At 45.6% G+C, this 21,178-nt stretch carries 20 protein-coding genes and 1 pseudogene; 12 read left to right on the plus strand and 9 right to left on the minus strand.

Features of this window, described 5'->3' with window-relative positions; all coding sequences use genetic code 11:
- Positions 1-29: 29 nt before the first annotated feature.
- From QFZ80_RS03925 to QFZ80_RS03945, 5 genes and pseudogenes are all read left to right on the plus strand, one after another.
- On the plus strand, positions 30-2,258 hold the full coding sequence (locus QFZ80_RS03925; RefSeq protein ID WP_373460006.1) for an MMPL family transporter: 2,229 nt from the start codon (positions 30-32) through the stop codon (positions 2,256-2,258).
- Between the two features lie 128 nt (positions 2,259-2,386).
- Complete coding sequence (yfkAB, locus tag QFZ80_RS03930; protein WP_307557382.1) at positions 2,387-3,514, plus strand: radical SAM/CxCxxxxC motif protein YfkAB; 1,128 nt, start codon at positions 2,387-2,389, stop codon at positions 3,512-3,514.
- A gap of 25 nt (positions 3,515-3,539) precedes the next feature.
- Positions 3,540-4,877, plus strand: a complete 1,338-nt coding sequence (locus QFZ80_RS03935) for a hemolysin family protein (RefSeq protein ID WP_307548667.1) — start codon at positions 3,540-3,542, stop codon at positions 4,875-4,877.
- A gap of 14 nt (positions 4,878-4,891) precedes the next feature.
- Complete coding sequence (gene ytvI, locus QFZ80_RS03940) at positions 4,892-5,938, plus strand: sporulation integral membrane protein YtvI (protein WP_307548666.1); 1,047 nt, start codon at positions 4,892-4,894, stop codon at positions 5,936-5,938.
- A 51-nt stretch (positions 5,939-5,989) separates the two neighbouring features.
- A pseudogene (locus QFZ80_RS03945) lies at positions 5,990-6,193 on the plus strand (HAD family hydrolase); the annotation flags it as partial.
- A 76-nt stretch (positions 6,194-6,269) separates the two neighbouring features.
- Here QFZ80_RS03945 and QFZ80_RS03950 read toward each other — a convergent pair.
- On the minus strand, positions 6,270-6,956 hold the full coding sequence (locus QFZ80_RS03950; RefSeq protein ID WP_307557384.1) for a C40 family peptidase: 687 nt from the start codon (positions 6,954-6,956) through the stop codon (positions 6,270-6,272).
- Positions 6,957-7,167: 211 nt separating this feature from the next.
- Here QFZ80_RS03950 and QFZ80_RS03955 point away from each other — a divergent pair, with 211 nt between their 5' ends.
- Genes QFZ80_RS03955 through QFZ80_RS03965 form a run of 3 tightly spaced genes read left to right on the plus strand, consistent with a single transcriptional unit; the run spans position 7,168 to position 8,252 of the window.
- The gene (locus tag QFZ80_RS03955) at positions 7,168-7,404 is read left to right on the plus strand and encodes a spore coat associated protein CotJA (protein WP_307557386.1); all 237 of its coding nucleotides are present in this window, start codon (positions 7,168-7,170) and stop codon (positions 7,402-7,404) included.
- Positions 7,401-7,667 (plus strand): spore coat protein CotJB, encoded by a 267-nt coding sequence (locus QFZ80_RS03960; RefSeq protein ID WP_307548662.1) that lies wholly within the window; start codon positions 7,401-7,403, stop codon positions 7,665-7,667. The genes QFZ80_RS03955 and QFZ80_RS03960 overlap by 4 nt, the downstream gene beginning before the upstream one ends.
- Positions 7,668-7,682: 15 nt before the next feature.
- Positions 7,683-8,252, plus strand: a complete 570-nt coding sequence (locus QFZ80_RS03965; protein ID WP_307548660.1) for a manganese catalase family protein — start codon at positions 7,683-7,685, stop codon at positions 8,250-8,252.
- Between the two features lie 240 nt (positions 8,253-8,492).
- Here the strand turns inward: QFZ80_RS03965 and QFZ80_RS03970 are convergent, their stop codons facing one another.
- The 4 genes from QFZ80_RS03970 to nagB all read right to left on the minus strand — a co-directional run bounded on the left by QFZ80_RS03970 (position 8,493) and on the right by nagB (position 13,432).
- Positions 8,493-9,815, minus strand: a complete 1,323-nt coding sequence (locus QFZ80_RS03970) for an IS4 family transposase (RefSeq protein ID WP_307556960.1) — start codon at positions 9,813-9,815, stop codon at positions 8,493-8,495.
- A gap of 784 nt (positions 9,816-10,599) precedes the next feature.
- Positions 10,600-11,358, minus strand: coding sequence for a YdcF family protein (locus QFZ80_RS03975; RefSeq protein ID WP_307548658.1), 759 nt, complete (start codon positions 11,356-11,358; stop codon positions 10,600-10,602).
- Positions 11,359-11,534: 176 nt separating this feature from the next.
- Positions 11,535-12,707 (minus strand): N-acetylglucosamine-6-phosphate deacetylase, encoded by a 1,173-nt coding sequence (nagA, locus tag QFZ80_RS03980; RefSeq protein ID WP_307557388.1) that lies wholly within the window; start codon positions 12,705-12,707, stop codon positions 11,535-11,537.
- Positions 12,704-13,432: a glucosamine-6-phosphate deaminase gene (nagB, locus tag QFZ80_RS03985; RefSeq protein WP_307557390.1), complete on the minus strand. Its 729-nt coding sequence runs from the start codon at positions 13,430-13,432 to the stop codon at positions 12,704-12,706. Before nagB ends, nagA begins: the two co-directional genes overlap by 4 nt.
- Positions 13,433-13,697: 265 nt before the next feature.
- Here nagB and QFZ80_RS03990 point away from each other — a divergent pair, with 265 nt between their 5' ends.
- From QFZ80_RS03990 to QFZ80_RS04005, 4 genes are all read left to right on the plus strand, one after another.
- Positions 13,698-14,366, plus strand: a complete 669-nt coding sequence (locus QFZ80_RS03990; protein ID WP_307557392.1) for an HAD family hydrolase — start codon at positions 13,698-13,700, stop codon at positions 14,364-14,366.
- A gap of 78 nt (positions 14,367-14,444) precedes the next feature.
- Positions 14,445-14,669, plus strand: a complete 225-nt coding sequence (locus QFZ80_RS03995; RefSeq protein ID WP_307548649.1) for a spore germination protein — start codon at positions 14,445-14,447, stop codon at positions 14,667-14,669.
- A gap of 203 nt (positions 14,670-14,872) precedes the next feature.
- The gene (locus QFZ80_RS04000; protein WP_307557394.1) at positions 14,873-15,871 is read left to right on the plus strand and encodes a cation diffusion facilitator family transporter; all 999 of its coding nucleotides are present in this window, start codon (positions 14,873-14,875) and stop codon (positions 15,869-15,871) included.
- 23 nt (positions 15,872-15,894) lie between these two features.
- A complete protein-coding gene (locus QFZ80_RS04005) occupies positions 15,895-16,275 on the plus strand; it encodes an ArsR/SmtB family transcription factor (RefSeq protein WP_373460007.1) in 381 nt (126 codons plus the stop codon).
- A gap of 44 nt (positions 16,276-16,319) precedes the next feature.
- Here the strand turns inward: QFZ80_RS04005 and QFZ80_RS04010 are convergent, their stop codons facing one another.
- From QFZ80_RS04010 to QFZ80_RS04025, 4 genes are all read right to left on the minus strand, one after another.
- Positions 16,320-17,453: a YheC/YheD family endospore coat-associated protein gene (locus tag QFZ80_RS04010; RefSeq protein WP_307548643.1), complete on the minus strand. Its 1,134-nt coding sequence runs from the start codon at positions 17,451-17,453 to the stop codon at positions 16,320-16,322.
- A 6-nt stretch (positions 17,454-17,459) separates the two neighbouring features.
- Positions 17,460-18,587, minus strand: coding sequence for a YheC/YheD family endospore coat-associated protein (locus QFZ80_RS04015; RefSeq protein WP_307548641.1), 1,128 nt, complete (start codon positions 18,585-18,587; stop codon positions 17,460-17,462).
- Positions 18,587-19,951, minus strand: coding sequence for a YheC/YheD family endospore coat-associated protein (locus QFZ80_RS04020; RefSeq protein ID WP_307548639.1), 1,365 nt, complete (start codon positions 19,949-19,951; stop codon positions 18,587-18,589). Before QFZ80_RS04020 ends, QFZ80_RS04015 begins: the two co-directional genes overlap by 1 nt.
- A gap of 99 nt (positions 19,952-20,050) precedes the next feature.
- Positions 20,051-21,178: a YheC/YheD family endospore coat-associated protein gene (locus QFZ80_RS04025; protein ID WP_307548637.1), complete on the minus strand. Its 1,128-nt coding sequence runs from the start codon at positions 21,176-21,178 to the stop codon at positions 20,051-20,053.

Genomic DNA, 21,178 nt, shown 5'->3' on the forward strand with positions numbered 1-21,178 from the left:
AATCCAGGTTCTTTTTGCAAATTAGGGGGATGCATGTGAGAGAAACAGCTGTGAAAGGGAAGTTTTGGAGATGGGGATATGCCATGCATCGTTTCCGATGGCTCGTACTAGTTATTGGCGTGCTTCTGTTTCTCAGCTTTGCTATATTTGCACAGAAAGCACCAGGTATGCTCAAAGACAACGGCTTTACGCCTAAAGGTAGTGAATCCGATCGTGGCCTAATTCAACTGCGGGATGAGCTTGGTGTCCCGCTTACGATGTTGAACCTGGTTTATACGGGGGATGGGCTCAACATGACGGACAAAGTCCATCAAGAAGCCATTATGGATTCGCTGAACGAACTTACGAAGCTGCCGTATGTAGAAAGTGTGAAATTCGTAGCGACACCTCGTAACGAAGGTCACCTAGATGTGATGGCAGTAACCGTATCGCTAAATCTAGATACCGACCCTGCTCTGGAGAAATATCCAGAGCTTAAGGAACACGTGCATCCGCCAAATGGTATGAATGTATATGTGACTGGCGGACCTGCTATTTTGCATGATATGCAGGAAGCGAGTAAGCACGATATTGCCAAATCAGAAGCGATTGGTCTACCGATTGCGCTGATTGTATTATTAATCGTGTTTGGCACGCTAGTCGCGGCGCTATTACCTATGATTGTTGGGCTTATGAGCGTTACCCTTACGTTAGGGATCACCTATTTTATCGCACAGCACCAATCTTTATCGAACTTTCTTCCGAATATGGTGACGATGCTCGGTCTTGCCGTAGGAATTGATTATGCTTTGTTTCTTGTCAGTCGCTTTCGGGAGGAACTCAAGGTACAGAAGAATGTGGCTGAAGCTGTGGCAATGACTTGTCAGACGGCTGGGAAATCGATCTTTTTTTCCGGTATAGCGGTGCTGATTGGGCTGCTTGGCATGCTGTTCGTAGATCTCACTTTTTTCCGCTCCTTGTGTTTGGGCGGCGTAATTGTCGTATCGATATCTGTTATAGTCGCGAATACGATGCTGCTGTCGCTTCTCGGTATACTTGGTGAACGGATTAACTCTTTGCAGGTTGTTCCTAAACGCTTTCGCAAGCAAGAAACGTCCCGCTTTTGGGAACGAATCGCTTATGCTGTGATAAAACGGCCCGTTCTATTGGTTGTTATCGTCGGCGGTGCTCTAATCTACACCATGACCCCGATAGGGAATATGAAGTTAAATGTACCGAACGCTGAGGTGCTGCCTCCCAGCTACGAATCCCGATATGGCTCGGAATTATTGAAGGCGGCCTATGATCCGCGTATGATGGGACCCATCCAAATTGTTATTCATACACAAGGAGAAGTATGGGAAGAGGCATCGATTCGTCGAATTCGGTTTTATAGTGAACAGGTTAAAGGGGTATCTGGTGTAAAGGAAGTGCAGAGTTTTATCAGTACACTAGGTCAACATTCGGATGATGAATTAGCAGCTATGCTAAGGGATTCAAGCGTCAAAGCACAAATAGAAGGCAATAAATTTGCAAAAGGACACACAGCTCTGATGGTTGTAGTGCCTGAGAAAGATACCGATGATCCAGCGACGGATGGTCTTGTCCGAAAACTTCGCAGCTTAAGTAAGGACGGACTTGATATTGCAGTCACAGGCGGACCGGCCTATAGGCTGGATATTATAGATCGCATTCAGAATGAAATTCCTGAAGTATTAACCTTTGTGATGGGGATTACCTACATCGTACTATTGCTTGCCTTTAGGTCCGTTTTGCTTCCGCTCAAGGCTGTATTAATGAACATGCTGAGTCTTGGCGCGAGTCTCGGTGTTGTTGTTTTAGTGTTCCAGCATGGCTACATGGCGGATTTACTGCACATAACGTCCATTGGTTACGTCAGTGCAACACTGCCAGTTATCATTTTTTGTGTAGTGTTTGGCATATCCATGGATTATGAAGTATTCCTGATTTCTCGCATTATGGAGGAGTATGAAGCAAGCGGTGACAATGATAAGAGTACGGCTGAAGGGCTTAAGAAAACGGGAAGCTTAATAACAAGCGCTGCTTTTATTTTAGTTGTCGTTGTAGGATCATTTATTTTTACAGATATCGAAATCATGAAGGCGTTGGGGCTCGGTTTAGGTCTCGCTGTTCTGATCGATGCGACCATAGTTCGAGTGATGCTCGTTCCGGCACTCATGAAACTGCTTGGGGATGCGAACTGGTGGGCACCTAAGTGGCTGCGAATGAGTACGCAGTCGAAAGCAGAGAAGCAGTAGCGGAAGTTCAAATTCCGATGCCGCCGTTTCCTTTTTTACGAATCATAAGTTACAATAAAGGGCATAGGTATAGGCATGATAGGAACAATTAGCAAGTGAATAGGAAATGATAGGTCAGGTGTAACAGCATGAATATGAATGGAACAAGCTCCATCCTACCGGAGCTAACCCCCGCTTACGATCCATGGGACCCTATTCGGTCTTATCGCAAATACGGGAAACACGTACTAACAAGTATAGAGCTTACAATAACGAATTTGTGCAATATGCGATGTGAGCATTGCGCAGTTGGGGATTCGTTAACCATGTCGGAAGGACCACGTATTCCCTTGCCGATCATTTTGAAGCAGCTGGACCAGGTTGAGCATTTAGAAACGATCAGCTTAACCGGTGGAGAGCCTTCCTATCACATCAAGATCGTCAAAGACTATATGCTGCCAATCCTTAAATATGCACGGGAGCGCGGTATTCGTACGCAAATCAATTCCAATTTAACGCTTGACTTAGCCAGGTATGAACTTCTCGCTCCTTATCTGGATGTCATGCATATTTCTTTCAATTACTTGAATGCTGACGATTTCCATCAAGTCGGCTTTGTGAATAGTGGACATCCTGTTGGTCATGATACCGCGGCGCGCATGTATGAACGCATGGTTGAAAATACAATTGCGCTTAGCAAAGGTGGACTTTATGTTTCAGCGGAATCGATGATTAATACACGCACGCATGAGAAATTACCTCAGATTCATAAGCTGATTGATGAAATGGGCTGCAAGCGCCATGAAATTCATCCGATGTATGCCAGTTCCTTTGCTTCTCATCTTCCTATGGTATCACTGGACGAGTTAAGATCGAGCATTCATCGGTTGTTAGACAGCCGGAATCGTGACATGTGGATGCTGTTTGGCACACTGCCATTCTTTGCTTGCAACGATCTTCAAGAGGACAGAATATTGGTTAAAAGGCTTCGCGAGGAGCCGAATGTAACCGTGCGTAATGATCCGGATGGGCGCAATCGGTTGAATGTGAGCACTTTTACAGGAGAAGTGTTCGTCACGGATTTTGCAAATGAACCACCTCTAGGTAATATCCATGATGATCAGTTAGATACCATTTTTGCCCGTTGGGAGAATAATCCGCTGAATCAGCGTGTAAACTGCTTCTGCAGCAGCGCTTCTTGTTGTGGCCCTAACCTGCTGGTAGCTGATTCGTATTACCGTTCTGTTGATTTCAAAAGCCGCAAAGCTATCATCTAATCATATTACTGAAGGAGATATACGCTTGCCACATACTTCGTTTGATTTCGGATCCATTGTACTTAACCTGATAGTAGTTATTATATTAGTCCTGCTCAATGGTTTCTTTGTTGCTGCTGAATTTGCGCTTGTGAAGGTTAGACAATCACGCATTCAACAGTTAGTCAATGAAGGCAGCGGCAAAGCGAAGTACGCCATCAAGGTAACGTCGAAGTTAGATACTTATTTATCAGCAACACAATTGGGGATTACACTTGCCTCTCTGGGACTAGGCTGGGTCGGTGAGCCTGCCATCTCGGAGTTGATTATGGAACCCCTCTTACATAAGCTTCAAGTGGAGACTTCGGTTTATACGACGACATTGTCTTTCATTGTTTCATTTGGCTTTATTACGTTCCTTCACATTGTGCTTGGTGAGCTAGCCCCGAAATCGTTCGCGATTCAAAAAGCGGAATTAACCTCGCTATGGCTTGCAGCACCTCTGTTATTCTTCTACAGGCTGTTTCGCCCGATTATCTGGCTGCTGAATGGTACGGCAAATAAATTTTTGTCATGGATTGGTGTAGAGCCGGCAAGCGAGCATGAGGCTGCCCATACGGAGGAAGAGATTCGTATCCTGATGGATGAAAGTGTCAAAAGCGGTCATATCGATCAGGATGAAATGGTGCTTTTCGATAATATTTTTGAATTCTCAGAACGTATTGCCCGTGAGGTTATGCTGCCGCGGACGGATATGGATTGTTTATACCTAGAGCTAAGCTTCATCGATAATTTGCGTATGGTCCATGAGACGAAGCATACACGTTACCCTGTAGCTGACCAAGATAAGGACAACATTGTCGGTTTCGTACACATTGCTGATTTGCTGACAGCTGATCCGGATGAAGAGCAGGAAATTAAAAACTTTATTCGTCCAATTCTCAATGTTCCAGAGTCGATGGAAATAAGTCGAGTATTAAAATTAATGCAAAAAAAACATTCCCAACTTGCTATCGTTATTGATGAATACGGCGGTACCGCAGGACTTCTAGCACTTGGAGATATTCTGGAAGAGATTGTTGGTGAAATGCACGATGAGTTCGATATCGATGAGCGGCCAGGTGTTGAGGTGAAAGATAAGTATACGTCCGTTGACGGCCGTGTCCTGATTGAAGACTTGAACGATATGCTGGATCTGGATATCGACGACGATGATGTGGACTCTATCGGTGGCTGGCTGTTTAAGAAGCTTGAAGGTATTCCTATAAAAGGCAAAAGAGTGGCTTTCGGCAACCATGTGTTTGAGGTGTCCGAAGTGGATCGATTACGTATCGTACGCGTTCACATAACCAAAATCAACGCTGTCAGACCTGTAGATGAATAAGCGGAGGAGTCCTAATGTCGCCTAAGACCATCCTAATCATGGTACTTGGATTACTGCTATTGTACGGATTGTTCACCATAGGGCTGCCATTCCTACTCGCGCTTGTGACAGCTATTTTCTTGGACCCTCTAACCGTGGTTTTCATGCGTGCCATGAGGGTGAATCGGTTGATTGCTGCTTCGATCATTTGTACCGTCTTTACGCTGTTGACGCTGACCTTATTTTATTTCATAGGGTTAAATGTCGTCACTGAGCTCATTGACCTTGGCCGCAAAGCGCCAAATTATATGAATGAAGTGAATAAGTATGTAGATCAAGCTGTCAACCGTACTCAGGTGTTCTATGATTCCTTGTCACCAGACATGGCGGCACAAGTGCAAACTTGGCTGGAACGCAGTACAGAAACCTTAACAGGGGCGTTAACAGATGCTTTAAGCGGTATTTCTGGATTCTTTTTAAATATGGCTGGAAAAATTCCGAATTTATTTATTTTAATGCTTATGTACGTCATCGCCTTATATTTGTTTATGTTTAGTTTACCCAAGCTGAGGATGGCGTTTCTGTCGATGTTTGAGGAGCAATCCAAAGGAAAGATGGAAAACGTGCTGACTTACCTGCGGGAAGCTATCTTTGGCTTCATTCGAGCTCAACTCATCATGGCCGTATTAACCTATTTGGTCACGTTTATAGGCTTACTTGTTTTACGAGCTGAATATCCGCTAGCCATTTCCTTATTAGTGATGGTTATGGAATTCGTTCCTGTGATTGGTACCGGGCTTGTGTTTATTCCTTGGCTCGTCTATCAACTGCTGATTGGACACACGGGAATGGGTGTAGGATTGTTAATCCTTTTCCTTGTTTTGACGATATTCCGCCGCATTGTAGAGCCTAAAGTGCTAAGTGATGCTGTTGGAATTAATGCACTCGCTGCTTTGATCAGTTTGTACGTTGGTTTTGAGTTATTAGGAATAACAGGACTCTTTCTAGGGCCGTTGGTTGTTATTATTTATCAAGCTATGCGTAAAGCTGGTCTGTTGAACTTAAATATCAAGCTGGATTGAGCCACAGTATAGGAACAGGGTGGTAGGGTATGAAGTTAATTTTATCAACTAGCCCTTGATTATTTCAAAGTGCTGCCAGAGGATACCTTATTCGTAGGTGACTCATGGGAAGCGGATGTAGCTGGTCCGCTGCAAATCGGCATGAAGGCAGTTTGGCTCAATAAATATGGTAAAACTCCTCCTGCTTCCGACTCCGATAAGAAACCGCTCGCAATCGTTAGTCAGCTTCATGAACTTATTCCTTATCTAAATTAGTACGCCCTCGAAAGCTGCTTCATAAAACAGAAGTCCCTGCTTAGTTGCCATATGGCAACGCAGCAGGGACTTTTTTTCAATATACGCGCTTGGATCCTACATATTTGGGTCCCCAATACGAATTCATCATACTCTGAGGATAAATGCCAGCAGACCTCGTAGCGGATAAGAACTGCCCATTCCCTATGTAGAAGCCTACATGGTCTACCACTCCAGGAGCTGCAATTGCAAAGAAAACCAAGTCGCCTGGCTGCAAATTAGGTAGACTCACTGAGATTCCTGAATCAAAAAGGCCTTTAGACGTCGTCCGTACAGCGGGTATCCCATGTTTGTTGAACATGTAATAGACAAAGCCAGAGCAATCAAAGCCTTGAGGTGTCACACCTCCCCAAAGATAAGGTACTCGAACGAAGTTCATGGCATCTACCAACATCGTACGTTTGGTTACGGCATGGGCGATACTGAGCCTCGTTGCAGCGTCTACGATCCCTGTGGAAGGAAGGAGATAAGCTTTCTGGTAGTCTTTAACGGCTTGTGTAGTTATTGTTCCAAAGTAACCGGTTACAGTTGGATATGTAAAAAAACTGAGGCTTTTCAAGTTTCTCTGCAGCTCTGATACAGAGGAACTCGTCATTCCTTGCGTCAAAGCTGTATTGCTTGTTGTTGAGGTAGCGGCAGAAACAGGAGATTGGGGGAATAAGCTGCTTACGGAGGTTGTCACGAGTATTGCAGCAGTTGCGAGAATCAGCTTTGGATTAGTCATCGTAGTTTCCTCCCATGGTGTATGTAGGTTCTTTATCAATCGTTATTTATAACGATTGATTTCATTGTAGCCGTCTACGATTAACCCATACAATATGGAAATGTTGGAAAACATGTGATTTTGGCCAAGTCATGCCGCATATAACGAGCATATAGGCCTTTGTTGCTACGCCTGATTTCATTTACTCCCAAGACAGAAGAGGAGGAGAGATATGCATATGCATTCGCATTCACAATTTAAAAAATATTTCCCATTCATTGGTCCATTTGATCCTTGTCCGCCCATTCGAGTGAAGTTTTACAACACACCGCCACAATTATATATCCACTTTCAACCGCCAGGCTTGTCACAGTTTAGCCCCTATGAAGCACTGAAAAAAGGAACGCTCTGGCCGGCACTTTACGGGCCTTATGAGTCCAAAGCGGTAGAAGGGGGCCCATTGACATGAGTGAACCCATGTTACCAGAGTCTTATTACAAACAGCTTCACGATCTGCAAGCTGTAGATTTCGTATTAATTGAGCTGACTTTATATTTGGATACGCATCCGGATGACCTAGGGGCCATTCAACAATACAATCAGTTTGCGCAGAAAAGAAAACAAATCGTCGAGCAATTTGAGATGGAATTTGGCCCTTTGATGCCGTACGGTCAAAGTTATACGAAACATCCTTGGCAGTGGTGTGAACCCCCATGGCCATGGCAAGTCTGAGGAGGAGGAAACCGTATGTGGATTTATGAAAAGAAGCTTCAGTATCCGGTCAGGGTCAGTAAATGCGACCCTAGGATGGCTAAACTTCTGCTCGAGCAATATGGTGGCGCTGATGGGGAGCTTGCTGCGGCACTACGATACCTGAATCAACGCTATTCGATCCCAGATAAGGTGGTGGGGCTGCTAACGGACATTGGGACAGAAGAGTTCGCCCATTTAGAAATGATTGCGACAATGGTGTATAAGCTTACAAAAGATGCAACCATCGAGCAACTGAAAGCGGCTGGTCTGGACGATCACTATGTGAGCCACGACAAAGCGCTCTTCTATCAGAATGCATCCGGTGTACCTTGGACGGCTGCCTACATACAAGCCAAAGGAGACCCCATCGCGGACCTCTATGAGGATATTGCCGCAGAGGAGAAAGCAAGAGCAACCTATCAATGGTTGATTGATGTAACCGATGATGTTGATCTGCAGGACAGTCTAAAGTTTCTCCGTGAAAGGGAGATTGTGCATTCCCTGCGATTTAGAGAAGCTGTTGAAATTTTGAAGGATGATCGAGAAGCGCAGAAGGTTTTTTAAGCAGGAGTGAGGTCTGGGAGTTAGAATTAGGTAGATGTAGATAGATGTAGGAACAAAAAGCGGGCCGAGAGGCCAATGTCATTAAGTTAGGCTCAAAGACAAGACCGTGAATAAAAATAGAATCCAAAACGGCATGGGAAAAGCCCTGTGCCGTTTGTTTTCTTGCGCCAGCAAGGAAAAAGCGTACAGCAAACAAAGCGGATGAACTTTCCGCTTAAAAAAATGTTCATGTGAAACGAATTATGCTACTCTGTAGACGAAGCTAACAACGGATTTGTAGCGGATTTTGCGCGTATTCTGCTGTCCTGGGCGGATGGGTCGAATCGGCAAAATGTTTTTGCGAATCAGTGCTTCAACATCGGGCGGGGGTTCATCGTCCCTTGAGCGCAGGAAATGTCTACAAACGTGAACGGCAACTGTGAAGTTGACTTGGTATTGGTGCCGTTTATCCATTTGGGAAATGACTACGTGCGAGGTAATCATTTCAGCGAAATTGTACATGATCATTCTTGCGAAAATCTCTTGGGTGATGGACTCTTGTCTCTTTGCGTGAAAATTCGTCAGACCTACCGTGTATTTTAATGCCCTGAAAGAGGTTTCGATGCCCCATCGCATGTTGTAAATGGACTTGATTTCATCGGGTGGGAAATCAGCGGCAGAAAGATTCGTAATGACGGTTTCATAAGCGCCATTTGGCAAGACGAAACGAACAACCCGAAAGGAAATCGGGTAAAACAAGTTCTCATGCAAATCCAAAAAATCAAAGGTAGACGTGGAAGGGACGAACTTGTAAATCTCGGGATGAGCCCTGACCTCTTTGGTTTGTTTTTTGGTGAGTGTCAGATGAACGTCCAGATCAAACGCTCCGCCAGAGGGCAAACACAAACCCGAAAGAATACCACTGGAATCCAAATCCTTTACCCGTATGACATAATTCCACCCTTTTCGTTCAATATGAGCGAAATTGTTGTAACTTTCATAACCTCTATCGGCAGTAACAATGGTTTTGCCCTTGATGGGGGAACGGTCAACCATAGCAGCCAGCGCCCTTCCCTCATTGCTCAACCTTCGTGGCTGAATAATCGCATCCACGTAAAGTCTATTGCACAAGTCATAGGCTGTGTTCAAATGCAGAAGGTTATAGCCTTTTGTGTTCGGTTGACTTTGAAAATAGGTGTCCGTGTCCGCAGAGTCAGTTGCGATATGCAAATCCGAACCGTCAACGGCAAGTAATCGATACCCACGGTAGTCCTTGATATCGGTATACGATTGCGTAAATTCGTGAAACAAGAATTCCACAGCAGATGGCAGGATTTTATTCCTCTGTTGGACAAATGCAGAGGTGGTTGCGGTATTTACGTCATAGCCCTGCGATTCCAAGAGTTCCTTATATAAGCTGTTGCCCCCCATTGAGATCAGGAGTTGCATAACCGTTTCAAAGGGAAGCTTTTTCTTTCGGGTAAAATCTTTTTCGGGGTTTTTGACAAAAGGTGCTGGTGCAGCTGACATTTCTCGTATGAGGGATGTCAGTGTTTCTTTTAGCGAATTCGAGTACTCATCCATTGGCGTAACCTCCTCGTTTTTTCAAGGGGCTTCGCCACACATTTCCAACTGCTTGTCAAGTTCTTTTTTCTTTTGGACGTAAAAAAAGAGCGGGTTATCTTTTCGATAACCTGCTCTTTTTCTTGATTTTGGCCTTTCGCCTTAACTTAATGACATTGGCCGAGAGGCCTGCTTTTTGCTTTTAATCAGATGATGTTTATCATTGCTGACGGATACTATCTTAGTCGACAGTAGAGATAAGCTCGGATTTTGAGCTTATCTCAGTGAACTCCAGACTTAAGCGTGGAAACCGAGCTTACTTCAAGGCCGATTAGTGGAAAGCGCGCTTATCTCAAGTACCACTAGTTGAGAGCGCGGTATCGGAGCCTATTCGCCAATTCTACGTATCATCCTCATCTGTAAGTGCCAAAACCGACGTCTCAGCCGACGTCCCCTAACCTCATCGCTACTCTCGCTTACTTTAGGCTCGGAAAACGCGCTTATCTCAATCACCACCAGTTGAAAGCGCGGTATTGGAGCCTATTCGCCAACTCTACGTTTCGTCCTCATCTGTAAGTACCAAAAACGATTTCTCAGCCGACATCCCCTAACTTCATCGCTGCTCTCACTTACTTTAGGCTCGGAAACCGCGCTTATCTCAAGCACCACTAGTGGAAAGCGCGGTTTCCGAGCCTATTTGCCAATTCTGCAATTCATCCTCATCCGGAAAGGACAGTAGGGGTAAAGGCACAAGATTGAGTGGGGAAGAGTATAGCATGTACGAGCGTAATAAGTGGCTATCCGTCTAATTGTTCCTTGCTGCAAACAAGCCTAAGAATTCCTTCAGCGCAATTGTTGTGGTGGATAAACCACTGGAAGATGGAATGAATTTACTGATACTGAGGTATTGCTTCTGTTGGGAAATATAGTCGGTAGGGTAGGGGACTACGTCAATTTTGAGTTTTTGGAATTGCTTAACGGATCGGGCCATGTGGAAGGCAGATGTGATGAGAATTGGCGCTTTCCAGCCTTTTTCTGTGAGAATAGCTTGTGTATTCAAGGCATTTTCCTCGGTATTGCGACTCTTATCGTCCATGGAAATGGATGATTCGGGAACACCAAGCGCGAGAAGGTGCCGTTTGGCAATCTGAGATTCATTGCCCGAGTCACGAAACACTTGACCGCCAGACAAGAGGATGGGCAGCTTTGTGCTTCGATATAGTTCAGCAACCGTTAATACACGCGCGGCCGTGTTCCCTGTCAGATATCCTTCCCCTTTGGTGAGAGGGTCTGGATTATCCAAGGTTGCACCTCCTGTTAGTAGAACTAGCACGTCGCCGGACACTTGAACAGGTGGTGTATACCTTCTTTCAATGGAATTCAGTAATGTATTGCCGAAATAAGGCATGGAGGATACGCCTAGAAGAAGTGCGGCAAGACCCACAAGAAGTGTACCGAGGTACTCCTTTTTTTGTTTCAGCCATAAAGCTATAGCCACGAGAAGAAGTATGATAATTCCAGGAGGGAATAATAGGGTGTAAGCAATTTTTATCAAATAAATCATATCAGGCGTCAAACCCTTTCTTGTGTATACTCAAGCATGATGTTAGGGGTTTTCGACAAAAGTTGGTACTTTCCTGCAAATTTACAAGAGCTTCAAAATAGCGAAATGCAAAAAGCCACGGCTTCGCGATTAACGAAGTCGGGGCTAGTATCAACGAATATGTGCGTCAAGCCAACTTAATCTGTCATTTCTTTGCCGCGAACCCATACATGTTCGATCTCTAATTCAGGGCTGACGAGCAGCAAGTCAGCCTGCTTGCCCTGCGCAATCGAGCCGTGCGACGCCTCGAGGCGCAGAAGCCTCGCAGGGTTGCCGCTTGCGAAGCGGCTCGCGTCTTCAACGCTGACACCGACCTCGCGCACCATAAACCGGAGCGCCTCGATCATCGTCAGCGTACTGCCGGCGAGCGCGCCGCCTTCCGTCAGCCGGGCTACGCCCGACTGTACGGTCACGGCTTGCCCGCCAAGGTCGTACTGCCCGTCGCCGAGTCCCGCGGCTGACATGGCGTCTGTGATCAGCAGCAAGCCATGCGGCTGCTTCACCATGGCCAGCAGGCGAATCGCTGCTGGGTGCACGTGGTGCCCATCAGCGATCACTTCGCCGCTGATGCGTTGGTCGGTGAGTATCGCACCGACGGTTCCAGGTTCGCGATGATGCAGCGGCTTCATCGCGTTGTAGGTGTGCACCGCATGCGTAAGCCCCTCGCGAACCGCCGACTGAATGTCGGCATAGGTCGCATCGGTGTGGCCGCAGGCGGCAACGATGCCATGATCGCGCAGCCACGCGATCATCTCAAGGCCCCCCTCGCGTTCGGGGGCCAAGGTCAACTGCTTCATGAGCTGCGGAAAGCGCTCGTGCCAGTCTTCAATCCATGAGAGCTGAGGCGGTACCATGAGGTTCGGATCCTGCGCGCCTGCCCATTTGGGTGAGATGAAAGGACCCTCTAGATGTACGCCAAGCAGCTGAGCGTATGGCATCTCTTGGCTCTTATAGCGGTCTACTTCGCCAAGTACCCGATCAATCGCATCTCGAGTCGCTGTCATCGTCGTAGCCAGCATGGCGGTGGTGCCGTGTAAGGCATGAAACCGAGTGATAATGTCAAGTGTCTCTGGATTCGCATCCATGAAATCAGCGCCGTAACCACCATGAACGTGAACATCGATGAATCCTGGTAACAACCAGCTTCCATGAGCATTGACTGATCTAGCGGCAGAACCTGCAGCTGAAGGATCCCACTGGGACCTATCGCCGACAAAAGCAATAAAGCCATCCTTCAAATGAAGGATGCCTCGCTCGATGATTCCCTGCTCCGTAACGATCTTAGCCCCCGAAATTACAAGTTCACTCATTCAAAAAGCCTCCCCGCCTCAGCATCAAGAAGAACGACAAGGTGTGGGTGAGTTTGCAAAAGGGTTGCCGGAATTTTCGTTGTAATCGGACCTGTAAGTGCGCGATGTACGATCTCGGCTTTATCCGCTCCGCGAACGATCAGCAGGATCGTTTTGGCTTTCAAAATGGTGCCTACACCCATGGTTAAAGCATGAGTCGGTACTTCATCGATGGAGTTAAAGTAACGTGCATTCGCTTCGCGAGTCTCCGCTTTTAATTCTACACGGTGTGTACCGCTGATCAAGGAATGATCGGGTTCATTAAAACCAATATGCCCGTTATGTCCTAGGCCGAGAATTTGCAAATCGATTTGTTTCGCTTCTTCCAAAAGTTGGTTGTAACGCTCACATTCCGCATCTAGATCTGCTGAATTTCCGTTGGGGATATGGGCTGCAGCAGCAGGTAAGTCAATATGTGCAAACAAATGCTGCTGCATATATGCGTGATAGCTCTCTGGGTGATCTACGGGTAAGCCGACATATTCATCTAAATTAAAGGTAGTGACAGATTTAAAGCTAACACGTCCTTTATTGTAAGCCTTAACAAGCTCCACATAAATACCTACAGGTGTTCCACCAGTGGCTAGACCCAATACCGCTTTAGGCTGCATTTGGACAAGCGAGGTAATAATACCAGCCCCTGCTTCATTCAGCTCTTGTTGATTTTGAAAAATATGAAGATTCATGATCGTCTTCCTCACTTTCAAAAGATAAGTTATCGAATAGGATGTTTGCAAGATATGATACCTATTTTGATTAATTATGATGGTATTTTGCATAAAAATATCATTTTAAAAACAAATTACTCTCATTTCAATCATAACTGAATTTTTTCTTATCGGCAACAGGCTTTTTCCTAAATATGAATATTGACTTACATGGGTATGTTTGCCATTCTTATCTAAGATCATTACATTATTTTTCGATACTGAGCATAGAAGGAGCTTGATAATGAGTAATCAGAGAAAACAACCTGAAGCGATGCTATTTGACTTGGACGGAACATTATTTCAGACGGAGACCTTACTTCTGCCTGCTTACCATAAGACGTTTGATGAGCTTAGAGCTAAAGGTCTATTTGTCGGTGAGACTCCACCAGAGGAGCGAATACTGGGGGCGCTAGGCATGCTTCTTGAGCACATTTGGGAGCGGGTATTACCGGATGCACAGATGAGAACTCGTCAGGAAGCTGATAAACTGCTGATCAAGTATCAAGTGGAGGGACTGCAGCAGGGGCAAGGCGAATTTTATAAAGGAGTAGCTGAGACGTTACAGGCTTTACATAATAAAGGAATTCGTTTATTTGTCGCAAGCAATGGACTCGAAGATTATGTGCGGCATGTTATTGAAGCCAGAGGTATTGCGCATTTATTCGAAGGATTGTACAGTGCAGGGCAATATCGAACGAGATCCAAAGTAGACTTAGTAAAAATACTGCTGGAAACACATCATATCCAATCAGCTTGGATGGTTGGCGATCGCTCCTCCGATGTGGAGGCAGGACTTCAGAATAACCTTACCGTAGTCGCTTGCGATTATGCAGGTTTTCGAGAGCCAGGAGAGCTAGAGGGTGCGCATATACGAATCCGCAGCTTCGCCGAACTGCTTGAATATTTGTAATTAAGAGTAGGCTGTCGCAAATAGGGCTAGATGGGCATACACTGTAGAACTTTGATAGATAAAGGGTGCTGATCAGAAATGCCTTCTTTTATAGGAGTATTCAACGTTATTAGGAATGAAGGAAGTCTGGTAAACGGCGATACTTGCGTAATTGCTCCGACAAGTGCATCCAAATCGTATGCCGGCAGCGGCGGTGCGATAACAGGAGATTTCGGGGTATCCAATACGCTGTTTAGTGCGACGATCACGTTTGACCCGGATGGGATAGAGGCTGGAGCGAACAAAGCCGCAACAGGGACATAGCAGTTAGATTTGTTAGATCGATTCAAGCTCACGTAATATTGAGCAAATGAATCGATCTTTTTTTTTGAAGAAACGATATTGACATTAGCCTGTTTAACTTACTATTATGGATATATGAGTAAATGCTCATATATTGTGATGCCATGAATAAATCCAATAGCATCATTCCATTCTAAAGGGTTGAGAGACAGGGAGGGAATTCCATGCAGCATTATGAGTCTGACGTACAATCACATCAACACAAAGATCACTCTAATTGCAGCGGTCATGATGGTCATCAAGGACACGATCACGCTCACCATGGACATCATCATGGTCATCACCACCATGGGCACAGCGGAAATAAACAGGGACTCCTTATTGCGCTATGTATAACAGCGAGTATCATGATTTTAGAGTTTGCAGGCGGTTTATGGACCAATAGTTTGGCGCTGCTTTCGGATTCAGGCCATATGTTAAGTGATGCGGGCTCTCTTCTATTAAGTCTCACCGCCCTTTGGTTCGCAGCCAAGCCATCATCAGCTCATAAATCCTATGGCTTTCATAGAATTGAAATCTTAGCGGCTCTATTCAACGCTGTCACACTATTTCTAATAGCAGGGCTCATTATCTGGGAAGCAATTGGGCGATTTATGGATCCTCCTACTGTTGCCAGTGGTTCAATGATGCTCATTGCATGCGTCGGATTAATGGCGAATTTACTTAGTGCTTGGGCACTTATGCGTAAAGGGGATGTGCATGGCAATCTCAATCTGCGCAGCGCTTACCTGCATGTTCTAGGTGATGCTTTAGGTTCTGTGGGAGCTATTATAGCCGGTGGAGCTATGCTGATCTTCGGTTGGTATGCGGCTGATCCAATCATTAGTATCATTGTGTCTCTACTTATTCTTAAGGGTGCTTGGACCGTCCTGAAATCGACGATTCATATATTGATGGAGGGAACTCCGACCACTGTATCATATGTGGATGTCAAACGGGTGCTGGAGAGCATTGATGGTGTTATTAATGTACATGATTTACATATTTGGACGATTACTTCAGGTCTTGATTCTCTGAGCTGCCATTTACTTATTGCGGATGATCATGATAGTCAGGTAGTCCTCCAGAAAGCTATTCATCAAATAGAGGAACGATTTCAAATCACTCATGCTACTATTCAAATCGAAAACTCGACTAACGCCCATCCGGAATTAAAAGTATAGCTAAAGTAAATCGCTAAGGAGGGATGATCTTGGAAAAAATATGGATAGAAGCAAGTGAAGGTGAGGACACATGTACTTGTACAGGTGTTGGCTCGGTACAGCTTAGGCAGGAACCTCAAATAACGGAGGAGCAAGCGGTAGGGATTGCGGAGGTATTCAAAGCGTTAGGAGATCCGACAAGGGTTAAAATGATCTATTACCTGCAGCAAAGGGAGCTATGCGTGCATGATCTTGCAACGCTTCTTGCGATGGGGCAGTCGGCTGTTTCACATCAGCTTCGCTACTTGCGGGATTTGCACATTGTGAAAAGACGTAAAGTGGGGAAAACGGTCTTTTATTCGCTAGACGATGACCATATTGAACAAATTTTTGTTCAAACTTTGGGGCATCTTCAGCATATGTAGGCCGGAAGCTGCTAGTCTTTAGCTGACGCTTCCGATTGCTTGCATTATGATTCGGCCTTTTTTTCTTCCGATTTTTGTTCTTCTATTTTTACGTTCTTTTGTTTCATCATCCAGACAGCATATTCAAGTGGCCTTGTAACCGCCTTCTGATAGATCGAATGTTGACCAATTTTGCGAAATACTTCTCGTGATGGCTTAGGATTGACCTCAAGCAGCCAAACATTTCCTTTGGGATCTACGGCAATATCCATACCTAACTCGCACAACTTACCGAATTTACTTTCCAAATAGTCAGCGAGCTTACGCGCAAAGCTGTTCATCTCTTTCTTAATTGCATCTATTTTTTCTTCCGAAGAAAAACGGTAGGCTAACAATTTATCCTGGGTTACTGCACTTCCGCCGCCATGAAGATTCGAAGTGATGCTGCGATGAGGACCAATACGGCCCGCACAACCGGTCACTTCCCACTCGCCACGGCCATTTTTCTGAATTAGCAAACGATAATCATGCACACGGCCATCCCTCAGTGTTAGCTGGATTCCTTGCTGAACCACATAATCGGGGCTCAATTTCAGGGTATGCAGTTTGATCGCAAGCTGTTTTTCCGTAGCGCGGAATGGAGCGATGATGATTCGCTGCTGATTCCTTCCTTGTAATAAATAAAGATCAGAACCGAGCTGTTCAATTCGTAATATGCCTCTTCCACCCGTGCCATTCTTCGGTTTTACATAGATTAGCTTATGCTTCTTTAGAAACTTCAGCAGCTCCTGCACGGAGCTATATCGGACAGTAGCAGGTAAATAGGGGCGGATGCTCTCATTCTCTGATAGGGTTTGATGCATCGACCATTTGTTAGCTAAAGGTTTACTTAAATAGGTAAGCTTGGCATGCCGATTACGAAATGCTTTGAGCATCTGATAATTTGCCGCCGCTTTATACCGGCAGCGATCATAAATAATAGGGGGAAAAGAAGTACGCCTGCGAATCCATTTCCCCAGACCGAAATCATACGTCAGCGTACGAACAGCGTTGTCACCTTCCACGTCATCCGGGGTAAATACCTCAACTTGAACACCAAGTTTCTTTCCTTCCCTACTTAGCCGCTGAAAGTAAGATAGCTCTTCGAGCCGTGTTTTACTTAAATAAATAGCGAGTACGCCCAGTCGTTTCGAAGACAAGCATAATCACCTTCTTCTCCCATGATTGATCAAGTAAAGGCTGTAACGGATAATGCGTTCAAGTGATTTTTGACGAATTTTGGGTTCATCGAATTTCATTGGTTTCGAATTAGCTTCGAAGAACCAGATATGTCCTGCGGTATCGACACCAATATCCATAGACATTTCGCCAAGTTGATTGCCGGATGACCTTTCAATTTGCGCAGCGAGTGTAACAGCGGCTTTGCGAACTCGCGTCAAAATATTTTTGGCTTCCGTGGCACCAAATACACTCGTAAGCAGTTTGCGTGGCTCGTCGATTGACCCGCCGCGAGGTACATGTGTCGTGATGCTGGCTCTACCTGCTACACGGGCTCCAATACCAGACACACTCCAGGCACCTTTGGACGTCTTCTGGATCAATGCGCGTAAATCGTAAGCACGATCTTTGTATCTTGTTAATGCGATACCTTGCTGCACAATGTAGTCATGGTTACCACGGTGTTTATTCCATTCATTCCAGAGCTCATCCGTGGAGTTGTGGTAACTATAAGCCATCTTCTTATCATCTTGACGGCTCAGCCGGTAATTACTGCGGCCCTTAGCAGCAGTTAATCGATCAATGCGCATAATACCTCTCCCTGCTTTACCTTTTACCGGTTTTAAGTAGAGAACGGCATGCTTACGCAGTAGCTGAGTCAGATCATTAGCCGAGTTCAATTGCTGCGTATCGGGCATATAAGGTTTGCTTTCTTTGGCACTATTTAACCATCCGAACAAGGTCCATTTGTTGAAGAAGGAAGGATTGAATAAATGGATGCTGGAGCTGCGATTGCATGCTTGAATGGTTTGCTGGACCTCAGGCTTCATTTCCATCTTGCGATAGGGAATACGATTGTATACGACTTGTGGAGCGGGAACGAGTTCCCTGCTCCATTTTCTGGTTTCGTCATTAAAGCGATAGCCATATATTTCGGGGCTGGATAAGGTGAAGTCCTTCGTAGTCACAATGTATACATCAACACCAAGTCGTTCACCAGTTTGAATTAAATCCCGGAAATTGTCCAAATTGCCGCGAAATACACGCTTACTATCCTTAATGGTAAGAATGGCAAGAGTAGGCTTTTGTCTTATCTCATGCAGGAAGAATCCCATTAGTTTTCCCTCCTTGAGCGGAAGCGGCTCAAAAAGAGGCAGTGCTCGTAAATATTTTGTAAGGTAGCGACGTCCCCTTCTTTCAAAGAGGGATGCTTGAAAATGGATCTCCCCGGTTTGGCATTGGCTTCGAACATCCAGATTTTCTCACTTTGATCAATCCCGATATCGAATCCGAGCTCTCCAAGCAAATGGTTATAGTTATTCTCGATGCCCTCGGCGAGCTTAATAGCCGTTTCTTTGGCATTGGTAAGCACTTGCTCCGCCCGAGTGCCGTAGATTTGACGCAGTACCTGTTCGGGCGTCATCAATTGACCGCCATTGCGGATATGGGTGGTAACACTGCCTTTGCCTGATTTCTTCGCCCCGATCGCTGCTACCACCCAATTGTTATTGCCGTTCTTCGTCAAATGGAAGCGGAAATCTATCGGACAGCTATCGATTTCAATGAGACGGATCCCTTGCTGTGCCACGTAGTTCGTTAGCCGACCACGTCCAGTTCCAAGCATTTGCATCAAACCATCGAATTTTCCATAACGAATGAGAACATTTTTACCAGCTTTGCGATAGCGAACGAAGTAACCTCGCTTAGGGTTATAAGTCACACGGAAAATACCTATGCCTAAAGATCCAGCCGTTGGTTTCAAGTAAATGAACTTGTGTTTATCCAGCATTTCCTTAATTTGATCCGCAGAAGGATTGATCCGGGATTCTGGGACGAAGCGGAAAGCATCATCGCCATCTAACATCTTGTAAACGTCCCATTTATCAAAGAAGCTCCAATTAAAGAGGGGAATCCCTCTTCGAACAAATCGGTCCTTAAAGCCCTCCATCCCTGCTGATTTCTCCGCTTTGCGGCTAGACAGCCGATTATAGACAACATCGGGCAATGGGAATGTTTTGCGTATCCAACCTCCGCCTTCTTTCGGAATAATGCCTGTAACGGTTTCTTGAGTCCAGTTTACGCTGCTGGGGCTGAAAGCGAAAGCGAAGGACTTCGATGAGGCTGTACTCATGACTTGGCGAATGAATCCTGTTTTTGAACCGAATGGTGATGTACCGCTCATTACGTTGGTTAAGATACCAATGACTGGACCGATGCGAAGTTCTTTATTATTGTTACTGGCTACGAACACACTTCCTGTTCGAGGAATGCGTAAGGAGGCCATCAGGGAAAGCGGAATGTACATATGCTGACCACTTTTTTTGATCAGACGGATCGGTAGGGTCGCTTTTTTACTGCCAACCTTTACAGTTATCGATTTATTGCCGGTTAACCGTAAAGCTTTGACGAGTTCACTTGTTAAGTAGACCGATCTATCTGTTCGTTGTACGGCGTGGAGCATACACGTTGTCAAACTCATTAGGTTACCCTCCTAAACTTGTTGCCCTACGGGGCTTTCCGTGTCAAAACAGGCAGATATGACCTCTGCCTACTTTGGCACATACCAGCAAAGCCAAACTCAACTCAGCTTTTTGTGGAGTAAGAATCCAGCATAATGTATAGGGTTTGCAATGGATTTCTTGCTTGCTTTCTCGTTACGCATTCGTTTGAAAATCGTCCTGCCCGGCTTCGAGTTCACTTCAAGAATCCACACGCGACCACAGATATCAATCCCTAGATCAATACCAAGCTCAGCCAGTCGCCCATGATGAGCTTCCAGAAAAGGGGGAATTCGGCTTGAAAGCATATCGAGTGTGGCAATAAGCTCATGTGCCTTCGAGACACCGAACTCCTTGGTAAGGAACGAGGTCACATCTTCAGCTGTGCCTCCGCCATGTAGATTGGAGGTGATGCTTCCAGGTTTGCCAATACGTACGGCCATGCCGGTACTTTCCCATTGCCCACGGCCGTTTTTTTGCACAAGGGAACGTACATCGTAAGCCATTCCCTCTGTTGAATGGAGAGTTAGGTATTCTTGTATCAGATAGGGTCGCATACCAATTAGGTTGCGAAGCCAAAACCAGCACGAATCAAAGTCTTTAAAATCACGCTCTATGGGGTGATTATGGGCATCGCGCCCTTTTATATAAAAAGAGCTGTTATCGTCCATTGTGCTTATTTTGTGAATGTGCAATGCACCTCTGCCTTGGCTGCCACCCTGTGGTTTGAGGAAAACGTCGCTCCTTGTACGAAGCCATTTTCTTAGCTGGGTGCCACTTGACAGCATGCTCGTTTGAGGTAAGTAGAGCTGCAATGCGTTGTCTTTCTGTAGGATCTGACCCACTTCCCACTTTCCGCTCAAACCATAACCGAGAAAACGAATATGGGGTTTCGCACGCAGCTTGCCAACATGGTAACGGTACTGCCTATAGCTGTTTTTGCTGCTAAAGAAGCATCGATCATAGATAAGAGAAGGTAGAGGGAAGAGTTTCATGATCCACTCTTGTGTTTCCCTCAGGTAGGTGTAACCTCTCACCATTTCTTGCTTCCAATCGATACGATTCGGTGAGAAAACGAACACGTCGAGACCCTCGCTATCACCATAAGAAGTGAGATGCTCATAAAAGTCTGAACTTGCAAAAGGCAGCTTTCGATTCTGTTCCGTCACCATGATCCCTAACAAGGGACGAGTTGAGCTTAACCGCAT

Source organism: Paenibacillus sp. V4I7, from assembly GCF_030817275.1.
GTDB lineage: Bacteria > Bacillota > Bacilli > Paenibacillales > NBRC-103111 > Paenibacillus_E.